This window comes from Actinomycetospora aeridis (genome assembly GCF_037400275.1).
GTDB lineage: Bacteria > Actinomycetota > Actinomycetes > Mycobacteriales > Pseudonocardiaceae > Actinomycetospora > Actinomycetospora aeridis.
In genome coordinates, this window is sequence record NZ_JBBEGL010000003.1 from 37,244 (window position 1) to 49,002 (window position 11,759).

The following is an 11,759-nucleotide window of genomic DNA, read 5'->3' on the forward strand; positions in this document are numbered from 1 at the left end:
GGCACGAGCAATTCGGACATCGCCCACATGGGCCAACAGTGCTGACGGAACGTGCGCTCAGGGCTCGAACGAGGCCGGCTGGCCCGTGGCCTCCAGCACCGACATCCACAGGTCGCCGTCGGGATCCACCTGGTTGCGGTGCGAGGTGATCAGCCCCATCGGGATGTGGACGAACCGGCGACGCCACCGCACGACCACGGTCTCGGTGCGCCCGGCCATCCCGGCGTGCACCGCGGCGTGGGCGAGTCGCACGCAGTAGACGCTGTCGTAGGCGTTCGCGGCGACGCTGCGGATGGCGTAGCTGGGGTCGAGGTAGCGCACCGTCGGCGGAAGTCCGACCTCGGTGAGGTGGTCGGTCACCTTCTGCTTGAGGAAGAGCCCGATGTCGCCGAGCTTGGTGTTGCCCGACGCGTCGGTGGTGCCGCCCTCCTGCTCGAGGAGCTCCTGACCCGCGCCCTCCGCGACCACGATGACCACCTGCCCGTGCCGGCGGACGTGGTCCTCGATGCGGCGCAGCACCCCGTGCGGACCCTCGAGCACGAACGGCACCTCGGGGATCAGCACGAAGTCGGCGTCGTTGTTGGACAGCGCGGCGTAGCAGGCGATGAAGCCCGAGTGCCGGCCCATGAGCTTGACGATGCCGACGCCGTTCTCCGCGGCCTGCGACTCGACGAACACCGACGCGATGAACTCGGTGGACTGCGCGAACGCCGTCTGGAACCCGAAGCTCTGGTCGGTGTAGGGCAGGTCGTTGTCGATCGTCTTCGGGATGCCGATCACCGCGACGTCGAGCCCGCGGGAGTCGATCTCCTGGGTGATCTTCATGGCGCCGCGCATGCTGCCGTCGCCGCCGATGACGAACAGCACGTGGATGCCGAGCTCGACGAGGGTGTCGACCATCTCCTCGGGGCTCTGGTCGCCGCGCGAGCTGCCGAGGATCGTGCCGCCGTCGTTGTTGATGTCGCGGACGGCGTGCAGGTCCAGCTCGACGACGCGCTCGCGGTGCTGGCGCGTCAGCCCGGCGTAGCCGTTGCGGAAGCCGTAGATGCGGGCCACGTGGTAGTGCTCGGTGAGCTCCTGCACGATGCCGCGGATGACGTCGTTGAGCCCGGGGCACAGCCCCCCGCACGTCACGATGCCGACGCGGGTGGCCGCCGGGTCGAAGTAGACCTTCCGGCGGGGCCCGGCCGCCTCGAGGCTGGGCAGCCGGTCGATCGGGACGCCCCGGGAGAGCAGCACCGACACCGTGTCGTCGACCAGGACGCGGTCGTCCTCGTGCACGTAGTGCGGCGACGTCCGCTTGGTCGCGAGCATCTCGGCGAACGGGGAATCGTGGTGGCATTCGCCGAGGGTGCGAACGCGCAGATCGTCGAGCTCGAGCGTCACGGGAGACTCCCGGGTCATCGGCGGGCACGGGACCGGCGCGACGGTGCTACCGGGTCTGTATCGGTCACGATAGCCCAGCGCCGCCCGCCCGCGGTCCCTACAGTGCGCCTGCTCCCAGATCATCTCCCGCCGACCCCGGAGGTCCCCGTGGCCGAGGACATCGTCGTCACCCGCACCGTCGAGGCCCCCGCCGAGCGCGTGTGGGACCTCGTGGGCGACCCGGCCCGGATCGGGGCCATCTCCCCGGAGTGCCACCGCGTCGACTGGCTCGGCGGCGCCACCGGGCCGGCGCCGGGCGCGCGGTTCAAGGGCCACAACCGCAAGGGCCTGCTGCGCTGGTCGACCACGGGCACCGTCGTCGAGTACGCCCCGCAGCGCGAGATCAGCTGGGACGTCGCCCTCATGGGTCAGTCGGTCGCGCGGTGGGGCTTCCGCCTGACGCCGCAGGACGGCGGGACGCGCGTCGAGCAGTTCTGGCAGGACCGCCGCACACCGCTCGCCAACGTCGTCGGCCGCGCCCGGGCGTGGGACGTGCCCGCCGCCAACCGACGCGGCATGGAGGAGACCCTCGACGCGGTGCGCCGCCGGGCCGAGGCCTAGGACCCGGACCCCTCAGGCCTCCAGCGACGCCAGGCTCTCGAACCCGGAGAGCTGCAGCACCCGGCGGGTGTGCGAGCCGGGCGGCACGTCCACGCGCAGCTCGATCTGCAGGACCTCGAGGCGCGCGGCCAGCGCGAACAGGACGCGCAGGCCCGCGCTGTCGAGGTACTCGAGCTCGGCCAGCTCGAGGGTCACGGCGTTGGTCTCGTTCGGGATCGCCGCGGCCAGCTGGTCCTCGACGTCGTTCGCGTTCTCGAGGTCGACCTCGCCGCCGATCCGGATGCGCACGTCGTGGCCGTCCGGCCGGACGACGACGCTCGCGTCGGTCATCGCACGTCCCCCGTGATGCGTCGTCGGAAGGTCACCGTCGTGCCGCCGGCCCCGGCGATGACGTCCATCTCGTCACTGCACTGCCGGATCAGCGCCGTGCCGCGCCCGCGGTTGTGTCCGCGCGCCGAGCGCCACCGGCCGTTGTCCCGCACGGTCGTCACCACCGAGGAGCCCTCGCGCTCCATCTGCAGCGTCAGGGTGCCGCCGGACGGCCCGTAGGCGTGCTCGACGACGTTGGACGCGGCCTCCCCCGCGGCGACGAGGATGTCGGCCATGTCCTCGCCGGTGGCGCCCGCGGCGGCGAGCCAGCGGCGCACGGCGGCCCGGATGTCGGCGAGCACCTTCGGCACGGCCGGGACGACGATGTTCAGCGGCACCACCGCCGGCGTCACCCCCCGCCGCACCACGAGCATGGCGACGTCGTCGTGCACCGGGTCCCCGCCGATCATGCGGTGCAGCACCGTGGCGCACACGGCGTCGGCGTCGGTGTCCGCGTCGATCACCTCGCACATCGCGTCGAGCCCGCTGTCCAGCGAGCGCCCCCGCCGCTCGACGAGGCCGTCGGTGTAGAGGAAGAGCAGCGACTGCGGTGGGAGCTCGATCGTCGTGGTCCGCCGCGGTGGCCCGACCGAGACGCCCACGGGGAGGTCCACCGGCACGTTGACCAGCGCCGCCGGGTGGCCCGACCGCGCCATCACCGGCGGCAGGTGCCCCGCCGTCGACAGCGACAACGACTCCAGCGACGGCTCGACGATCGCGTAGAGCACGGTCGCCATCACGTTCTCCTCGAAGTGCTGGACGTTCGCGTCCAGCCGCTCGAGCACCTCCGCCGGGTCCTCCTCCTCGAGGGCGAACGCCCGCAGCGCGCTGCGCAGCCGGCCCATGACGACCGCGGCCTGCAGGCCACGCCCCACCACGTCGCCGATGACGACGCCGAGCCGTCCCGAGGGCAGTCCGAACACGTCGTACCAGTCGCCGCCGAGCCCGCCGGCCTCGCCGGGCACGTAGCGCGCCGCGAAGTCGATGCCCGTGACCCGCGGGAGCGCGCCCGGCATGAGGCTGCGCTGCAGCGCCGACGCCGCGGCCCGGTCGAGGCCGGCGAGGTGGGTGCGCGTGGCCAGCGAGATGCGGTCGGCCGCGGTCTGCAGCAGGTCCGCGTCGTCGGAGGTGAACAGCCGCGGGCGCAGGGTGCCGACGTGCAGGACGCCGAGGACGCTGCCCTCGATGAGCAGGGGGACGCCCAGCAGGGAGCGGATGTCCTTCTCGCGAAGGATCGGGTTCATGACGTTCGAGTGGTCGACCTCGTCGATGACGACCGGCCGGCGCTCGGCGGCGATGCGCCCCGCGAAGCCCTTCCCGACCGGGATGCGGACCCCCTGGCGCACCTCCTCCTCGATGCCCCGCGCGGCCGTGGCGACGAGGTTGTCGCCGGCGGCGTCGAGCAGCAGGACGGCGGCCGTGTCGGCCCCGAGCAGGACACGGACACGGTCGAGCAGCTCGACGAGCAGGTCCTCCGTGTCCAGGTGCGCGAGCGTCGTGTCGGTGATCTGTTCGATGCGCCGCAGCCGATCCTCGTCGGTCACGGAGCTCGACGCCGTCATGGGGCGGAACGCTAGTACGCGCCCCCGACGTCACGGAACGCTCCTGGCACCGAAACGAATCAGCATCTCCGGTGACGACGCCGGTCGGCGTGCCCGTCGGTGCCCCCGGATAGCGTGACGGGCGTGCGACTGGCGACGTGGAACGTGAACTCGGCGAAGGCGCGCGAGCCGCGGCTGCTCGGCTGGCTCGACGAGCGCGCGCCCGACGTGGTCTGCCTGCAGGAGACGAAGCTGTCCGACGAGGCGTTCGCCGAGTCGTTCGCCGCCCCGTTGGCCGAGCGCGGGTACGCGGTCGCCCACCACGGCGAGGGCCGGTGGAACGGCGTCGCCCTGCTCTCGCGCGTCGGGCTCGACGACGTCGAGGAGGGGCTGCTCGGCGGCCCCGGCTACCCCCACCAGGAGGCGCGGGCGGTCACCGCGACGTGCGGCGGCCTGCGGGTGACGTCGGTGTACGTGCCCAACGGCCGCGACCCGGCCGATCCCCACTACGCCTACAAGCTCGAGTGGCTCGCCGCGCTGCGCGCCCGCGTCGAGTCCGCCGGGGCGGACTCCGCGGTCGTCGCGGGCGACTTCAACATCGCGCCGGCCGACCCCGACGTCTACTCCGTCGAGGCGTTCGCCGAGTCCACCCACGTCACGCCCCCCGAGCGCGAGGCCCTCGCGGCCCTGCTGAAGACGGGGCTGCACGACGTCACCCGCGAGCGCTGGCCCGACGAGAAGGTCTTCACCTACTGGGACTACCGCGGCGGCGCGTTCCACCAGGACCGCGGCATGCGCATCGACCTGGTGCTCGCCGGCGGACCGGTGGCGCAGCGGCGTGCCGCGCTCTGGGTCGACCGCCAGGCGCGCAAGGGCTCCGGTCCGTCCGACCACGCGCCGGTGATCCTCGACCTCGACGAGGCGCCCGACGGCGACATCGGTCCCGTGGTGCCGCCGCCCTCGCTCGGGGCCAAGAAGGGCGGCTCGCGCAAGAAGTAGCGCTCAGGCACCCCGCGCGGCCCGGAACGTCTCGCCGACGTGGTCGAGGTCGACGATCGGGTCCGGGTAGTCCACCTCGGTGCCGCTCGTCCAGGGCTCGTGGATCTTCTTGCCCTCCAGCTCGGCGAGCTCCGGCACCCAGCGGCGCACGTACTCGCCGTCGGGGTCGTACCGGCGGGCCTGGGTGATGACGTTGAGGACGCGGTTCGGGCGCGTGTCGGTGCCCGTGCCCGCCACCCACTGCCAGTTCATCTGGTTGTTGGCGACGTCGCCGTCGACGAGGTGGTCGAGGAAGTGCCGCGCGCCGAGGCGCCAGTCGAGGTAGAGCGACTTGGTCAGGAAGCTCCCCGTGATCAGCCGCAGGCGGTTGTGCATCCAGCCCTCGTGGTGCAGCTGGCGCATGCCGGCGTCGACGATCGGCACCCCGGTGCGGCCCTCCGCCCACGCCGCGAATTCGTCGTCGTCCCGCCGCCACCGATCGCCGCGGTCGCGGTAGTCCTGCCGCGACGCGCGGGGCACGGCGGCGAGCGTCTGGTGGTGGAAGTCCCGCCACGCCAGCTGGCGGACGAACTGGGCCGCCGCCTCGGACCCCGTCCCGGCCCGCCGCGCGATCTCCGTCGGCGAGAGGCACCCGAAGTGCAGGTACGGCGAGAGGCGCGACGTCCCGTCCCGGGCCGGGAGGTCCTGGCCCTGCGCGTACTCGTCGATGCGGTCGAGCCAGTCGTCGAGGCGCGCGCGGGCGGCCTTCTCGCCACCGGGCAGCAGGCCCGGCGCGGTGTCCCCGTCGGTGAGGTCCTTCGCCTTCGGCACCGCGCCGGCTTTGACGCCCTTCGGCAGCCGGAGCCCGCGGGGCGGGTCGAGGGGCTCGCGGGTCTCCACGTCCGCCCACTTCCGGTGGTACGGCGTGAAGATCTTGAAGTGGTCGCCGCCGGTCGGCGTGATCGTGCCGGGGGAGACGACGGTGACGACGGCGTCTTGCACGACGAGCTCCCGGTCGCCGAGGGCGTCCTCGAGCGCCCCGCGCCGCTGCCCGGCGTAGGCGCTGACGTCGCCGGCGACGTGCACGGCGGTGGCGTCGACCTCCTCGGCGACCTTCCGGACCTCCGCGGCCACGTCACCCCGCCGCACGACCAGCCGCGCTCCTGCGTCACGCAGGCCCGCGTCGAGGTCGGCCAGCGACTCGGCGAGGAAGCGCGCCCGGTTCGGCACCCGGAAGCCCTCGATCGCGTCGTCGACGACGAACAGCGGCACGACCTGCCCGTCGGACTGCTCGGCGGCGGCGTGGAGGACGGGCTGGTCGTGGACCCGCAGGTCGCGGGTGAACAGGCACACGGTCGTCACGGGGGCGCGTTCCCGTCAGGGGCGCGCGGTACTCACCAGCGTCGCGGCCCACTGCTCGAGGGTCGTCGGGCTCGTGGTCGCCGGGGACCGGCCCGCGCGGCTGCGCACGGTGCCGCGGTTGAACGCCGCGTTCATCGCGAGCTGCTCCTCGACGAGGTCGGCGGGCAGCCCGGCCTCGACCAGCACCGCGCGCATGACGTCGTCGGGCGCCTGCTCGTAGCGCAGGGGCGTGCCCAGCACCGCGCCGAGCCGGGCGACGGCGTCGGGCATGGTCACGTCCTCGGGTCCCTGCACCTCGCGCACCCCGGAGGCGGACGGGTCGAGCAGCGCCTGCGCGGCGGCGTCGCCCACGTCGGCGGTGGCGACCATCGGCAGCACGACGTCCGGGTCGACGGTGTCGTGGTGCACGCCGGTCGCCTGCATCGGCGCGAGCGAGGGCAGGAACGACTCGAAGAACAGTCCGGGGCGCAGGAGCGTCACCTGCGCGTCGAGCGCGTCCAGCCGCTGCTCCTGGGCGTACAGCGTCTCGAGGAAGCCGGTGCCGCGTTCGATGTCGGCGCCCAGCGAGCTCAGCGCGACCACCCGCGGGACCCGGGCCGCCGCGAGCGCCGTCGCGATCGCGCGGCCCACCTGCTCCTGCTGCGTCCGGTAGCCGGGTGCCGTGACGTCGAGCGGCATGAGGACGTAGGCCGCGTCGGCACCGGTCATCGCGTCGGTGAGGAACCCGGAGTCGGTGATGTCGCCGACCGTCGGCTCGGCGCCGCGGGCGACGGCGTCGGCGAGGCGGGCGGCGTCACGCCCGACGGCACGCACCGGCACCCCGGCATCCCGCAGCCGGCGGACGACCCGGCCGCCGGTGTTCCCACTCGCTCCCAGAACAGTGATCATGATGGCGTCTCCTCGGTGTGGCTCGATCTGCTGCTCCGAGCCTGCTGCCGGAGAGCCGGACGAACCATCACCGTGACGCCGAGTGTCTTGCTCGATCGTCCACGGTGCTGGAGCCTGGCTGCCGTGACCGTCGTCCAGCCGCCCTGGACCCCGTCCGACGCCGTCGGCGCGGCCCTGCACGTCCTGCGGATGAACGGGACGTTCTACTGCTCGTCGGACCTGCGGGCGCCGTTCGCCCTGATGCTGCCCCGCACGCCGAGCTGTCTCTGGTTCCACGTCGTCACCTCGGGCACGGCGACGATCGTGGTCGGCGACGACCCCGAGGACGAGGTGACGCTGGCGCCGTCCGACGTGGTGCTGCTGCCGCGCGGCGAGGGCCACGAGCTGCGCTCGGTCGACCCGCCGCCCCGCTCACCGGCGCCGAACGTCCTGACGCTGCCGCACACCTGGTACGGCGACCGCTACGCGACGATCACCTACGGCGGCGACGGCGCGCCCACGACCATGATCTGCGGCGCGGTCCGCCTCGAGCACCCGATGGCGGAGCGGCTCGTCGCGCTGATGCCCGACATCGTCCACGTGCCGGTCTCGCCGCTGACCGCCCGCCTGCACGACACGCTGCGGCTGATCGCGCTCGAGGTGGAGGAGACCCGCCCCGGCGGGGAAGCCGTGATCACCCGCCTCGCCGACGTGCTCGTCGTGCAGATGCTGCGCGCGTGGCTCTCCCACGACCCGGCGGCCCGCACCGGGTGGCTCGGCGCGCTCGCGGACCCCGACATCGGCCGCGCGCTCGCGCTCGTCCACGCCGACCCCGCACGCGACTGGACGGTCGCGGGCCTGGCCCGCGAGCTCGCCCTGTCCCGCTCGACCTTCGCCGCCCGCTTCACCGCCCTCGTCGGCGAGCCGGTGATGGCGTACGTGACGCGCTGGCGGATGCTGGTCGCCCACGACCGCCTGCGCGAGGGCGACACGACCGTGGCCGCCGTCGCCGCGGCGTTGGGCTACCGCTCCGAGGCGGCGTTCAGCCGGGCGTTCCGCCGCGTCGTCGGCACCCCGCCGGGCTCCGTCCGCGCCCGCCCGCGCGGGGAGGAACTGCTGCTCGGGGCGTGAGCGGGTGGCTGACCCGTGTCCTCAGGACACGGGTCGCCTGCGGTGGTGGTGGTGGGGTCGGGGCCGCGGGAGGGCGAGGTGCCCCCGCGAACCCGTGTCCTGAGGACACGGGTCGGCTTCTGCTGTTCCGGCCCTGCAGCGGCCGGCGGTCCGCGACCCTGGCCCGCGTGGACCACACCGAGCGACAGCAGCAGGAGGAGGACGCCACCGACGAGCTGGTCACCGTGGTGCTGGACGAGCTCGGGCCGGCGGTGCAGTGGTACCGCGAGGAGGTCGCCCGCCGGCTCGGGCTCTCGGCGACGGAGGCGCTCTGTCTCGACCTCTGCCGGCGGCGCGGACCGATCTCGAGCGGCCGGCTCGGCGAGCAGCTCGGGCTGACGCGCAGCGCCGTCGCGAAGATGCTGCGCCGTCTCGAGGCCGACGGCCACGTGGTGCGGGAGCTCGCCCGGGACCGTGAGCAGGAGATCCACGTCCGCCTGAGGCCGCACCGGGCACGCGACGAGCTGCTCGCCGACCTCCGCGGCCAGTTCCGGCGTGAGGTCCGCGTGCTCGTTGCCGAGCGGGGAATCCGGGAGGGCCGGCACTCGCTCGTCGCCGGCGTCGTCGTGCGGCTCGGTGACGTCCTCTTCACCCACGCCCGGGCGATGGCGGAGGGCACGGTCCGGCGTCGCATCCTCGCCGAACGCCGGGCCCGGTGCGAGGCCGACCCGGCCCTGCCGTGGTGGGCCCGCCACTAGGTGCTGCCGAGGGCCAGGGCGCTCGTGGTCGCGACGACCGTCACCACGAACAGCATGCTGATCCAGCGGTGGGTCTGCCGCACCACGCGACTCGTACGGGCCATGGTCCACTCCTTCGTCGGGCGATCAGGGGATCACCGACGCTAGGGAACCCACCGCGGGCCGGGCTTCTCGATTCCTGATCGCTCAGGTGCCGGACATCGGACCGGCGGCGGTGACGTGCACGACCGCCGCGCCCAGCTCGTCGGAGGCGTCGAGGTCGACGTCGGCGGTGATGGACCAGTCGTGGTCGTTCTCGGGGTCGTCGAGCACCTGGCGGACGTGCCAGGTCCGCCCGTCGACGGTGACGCGGTAGAACGCCGGCCCACGGGCGTCGGGGCCCGCGCCGAGCTCGTCGTACTCGGCGAAGTAGCCCTCGATCGCCTCGGTCCAGAACGCGGCGCCCGGGCCGTCGTCGGAGAGCGCCGCGAGCTCGGCGGGGGAGCGGCGGGCGAACAGCTCGACCCGGCGGAACATCTCGTTGCGCACCAGCACCCGGAACGCGCGCTCGTTGCGCGTCACCGGCGGCGGGCCCTGGTCGACGGGGCGGGCGTCGTCACCGGCCGCGTCCAGCTCGCTGGGATTGGCGAGGTTCTCCCACTCGTCGAGCAGCGACGAGTCGGTCTGGCGGACGAGCTCGCCGAGCCAGGCGACGAGGTCGTCGAGGTCCTCGGTGCGCGCCGCCTCGGGGATCGTCTGGCGCAGCGCGCGGAAGGCGTCGGTGAGGTAGCGCAGGACGAGGCCCTCGGAGCGCGCGATCTTGTAGTACGACACGTACTCGGTGAACGTCATCGCGCGCTCGTAGAGGTCGCGGACCACGGCCTTCGGCGAGAGCTCGTGGTCGGCGACCCACGGGTGGCCGGAGCGGTAGGACTCGTAGGCACCCTCGAGCAGCTCGGCGAGCGGCTTCGGCCACGTCACGTCCTCGAGCAGCTCCATGCGCTCGTCGTACTCGATGCCCTCGGCCTTCATCGCCTGCACGGCCTCGCCGCGGGCCTGGTTCTCCTGCGCGCGCAGGATCTGCTTCGGGTCGTCGAGGGTCGACTCGACCACCGAGACCATGTCGAGCGCGTAGGTCGGCGACTCCTTGTCCAGCAGGTCGAACGCCGCGAGCGCGAACGGCGACAGCGGCTGGTTGAGGGCGAAGTCGACCTGGAGGTCGTCGACGAGGCGCACGTCGGGGCCGTCGGGGCCCTCGATCCGCTCGACGACGTCGGCCTCGATGAGCCCCCGGTAGAGCGCGATCGCGCGCAGGATCAGGCGGCGCTGGGTCGGTCGGTCGGCGTGGTTGTCCTCGAGCAGGTGGCGCATCGCGGCGAAGAACGGCTGCCGGCGCTGGGCGACCTGCAGCAGCATCGCCGTCGACACCCGGAACTGGCTGGTGAGCTGCTCGGGCTGGGCCTCGATCAGCCGCTCGAGGGTCTTCTCCGACCACGACACGAAGCCCTCGGGCGGCTTGACCCGCACCACGCGCCGCTGCTTCTTGACGTCGTCGCCGGCCTTGGCGAGGCGCTTCGCGTTCTCCACCTCGTGCTCGGGGGCCTGGGCGACGACGTAGCCGGCGACGTCGTGCCCCGCGCGCCCGGCGCGGCCCGCGACCTGGTGGAACTCGCGGGCACGCAGGTGGCGCACCCGCTGGCCGTCGAACTTCGTCAGCGCGGTGAACAGCACCGTGCGGATGGGGACGTTGATGCCGACGCCGAGGGTGTCGGTGCCGCAGATGAGCTTGAGCAGCCCGGCCTGGGCGAGTGTCTCCACGAGCCGGCGGTACTTGGGCAGCATGCCGGCGTGGTGCACGCCGATGCCGTGGCGCACGAGGCGCGAGAGGGTCTTGCCGAAGCCGGCGGTGAAGCGGAACGCGCCGATGAGGTCGGCGATCCGCTCCTTCTCCGCCTTCGACGACACGTTCAGGCTCATCAGCGCCTGCGCCTGCTCGATCGCGGCGGCCTGGGTGGTGTGGACGATGTAGACCGGCGCCTGCTGGCCGGAGAGCAGCTCGGTGATCGTCTCGTGCAGCGGCGTGGTCGCGTAGCGGAACGACAGCGGGACCGGGCGCTCGGTGTGGGCGACGACGGCGGTCTCGCGGCCGGTCCGCCGCGTCAGGTCCTCGGCGAAGAAGGACACGTCACCGAGGGTCGCCGACATGAGCAGGAACTGGGCCTGCGGCAGCTCGAGCAGCGGGACCTGCCAGGCCCAGCCGCGCTCGGCGTCGGCGTAGTAGTGGAACTCGTCCATGACGACCTGGCCGACCTCGGCGTCACGACCCTCGCGCAGCGCCCAGTTGGCCAGCACCTCGGCGGTGCAGCAGATCACCGGCGCCTCGGGGTTCACGGCGGCGTCGCCGGTGAGCATCCCGACGTTGGCGTACCCGAGCTGGGAGCCCAGGGCGAAGAACTTCTCCGAGACCAGCGCCTTGATGGGCGCCGTGTACACCGACCGCTGCCCGCGCGACATCGCCGTGACGTGGGCGCCGAGGGCGACGAGCGACTTCCCCGAGCCCGTCGGCGTCGACAGGATGACGTTCGACCCCGAGACGAGCTCGATGAGCGCCTCCGACTGCGCCGGGTAGAGCTCGAGACCCCGTTCGGCGGCCCACGCGGCGAAGCCCTCGTAGATGTCGTCCGGGTCCGCGCCGGGCGTGGGCAGGAGCGCGGTCGAGGTGGTCACGGTGCCCATTGTCGTGGATCGGGCGCCACTCCTGAGGAGCCCCGCGGGTTACGATGCGTCACTGGAAGCGCCTGCCGTCGTT

The 11,759-nt window shown here is 73.3% G+C and carries 10 protein-coding genes; 4 read left to right on the top strand and 6 right to left on the bottom strand.

Annotated elements, in window-relative coordinates; translation table 11 throughout:
- Positions 1–57 precede the first annotated feature (57 nt).
- Positions 58–1,386: an ATP-dependent 6-phosphofructokinase gene (locus WCD41_RS10665; protein WP_337713408.1), complete on the bottom strand. Its 1,329-nt coding sequence runs from the start codon at positions 1,384–1,386 to the stop codon at positions 58–60.
- A 147-nt stretch (positions 1,387–1,533) separates the two neighbouring features.
- Between WCD41_RS10665 and WCD41_RS10670 the strand changes: the two genes are divergently transcribed.
- A complete protein-coding gene (locus WCD41_RS10670; RefSeq protein WP_337713409.1) occupies positions 1,534–1,986 on the top strand; it encodes an SRPBCC family protein in 453 nt (150 codons plus the stop codon).
- Between the two features lie 12 nt (positions 1,987–1,998).
- Here the strand turns inward: WCD41_RS10670 and WCD41_RS10675 are convergent, their stop codons facing one another.
- Positions 1,999–2,316 (bottom strand): STAS domain-containing protein, encoded by a 318-nt coding sequence (locus WCD41_RS10675; protein WP_337713410.1) that lies wholly within the window; start codon positions 2,314–2,316, stop codon positions 1,999–2,001.
- Complete coding sequence (locus WCD41_RS10680; RefSeq protein WP_337713411.1) at positions 2,313–3,917, bottom strand: ATP-binding SpoIIE family protein phosphatase; 1,605 nt, start codon at positions 3,915–3,917, stop codon at positions 2,313–2,315. Before WCD41_RS10680 ends, WCD41_RS10675 begins: the two co-directional genes overlap by 4 nt.
- Before the next feature lie 123 nt (positions 3,918–4,040).
- Here WCD41_RS10680 and WCD41_RS10685 point away from each other — a divergent pair, with 123 nt between their 5' ends.
- Positions 4,041–4,895: an exodeoxyribonuclease III gene (locus WCD41_RS10685; RefSeq protein WP_337713412.1), complete on the top strand. Its 855-nt coding sequence runs from the start codon at positions 4,041–4,043 to the stop codon at positions 4,893–4,895.
- Between the two features lie 3 nt (positions 4,896–4,898).
- On the opposite strand, the gene WCD41_RS10690 is transcribed toward WCD41_RS10685, so the two are convergent.
- Together WCD41_RS10690 and WCD41_RS10695 are read right to left on the bottom strand one after the other, a co-directional pair.
- Positions 4,899–6,236, bottom strand: a complete 1,338-nt coding sequence (locus WCD41_RS10690) for a cryptochrome/photolyase family protein (protein ID WP_337713413.1) — start codon at positions 6,234–6,236, stop codon at positions 4,899–4,901.
- 15 nt (positions 6,237–6,251) lie between these two features.
- A complete protein-coding gene (locus tag WCD41_RS10695; RefSeq protein ID WP_337713414.1) occupies positions 6,252–7,124 on the bottom strand; it encodes an NmrA family NAD(P)-binding protein in 873 nt (290 codons plus the stop codon).
- Between the two features lie 123 nt (positions 7,125–7,247).
- Here WCD41_RS10695 and WCD41_RS10700 point away from each other — a divergent pair, with 123 nt between their 5' ends.
- Positions 7,248–8,234 (top strand): AraC family transcriptional regulator, encoded by a 987-nt coding sequence (locus tag WCD41_RS10700; protein WP_337713415.1) that lies wholly within the window; start codon positions 7,248–7,250, stop codon positions 8,232–8,234.
- Positions 8,235–8,401: 167 nt separating this feature from the next.
- The gene (locus WCD41_RS10705; RefSeq protein ID WP_337713416.1) at positions 8,402–8,971 is read left to right on the top strand and encodes a MarR family transcriptional regulator; all 570 of its coding nucleotides are present in this window, start codon (positions 8,402–8,404) and stop codon (positions 8,969–8,971) included.
- Between the two features lie 186 nt (positions 8,972–9,157).
- Here the strand turns inward: WCD41_RS10705 and WCD41_RS10710 are convergent, their stop codons facing one another.
- Positions 9,158–11,686, bottom strand: coding sequence for a DEAD/DEAH box helicase (locus WCD41_RS10710; RefSeq protein WP_373695114.1), 2,529 nt, complete (start codon positions 11,684–11,686; stop codon positions 9,158–9,160).
- Positions 11,687–11,759: the final 73 nt, after the last annotated feature.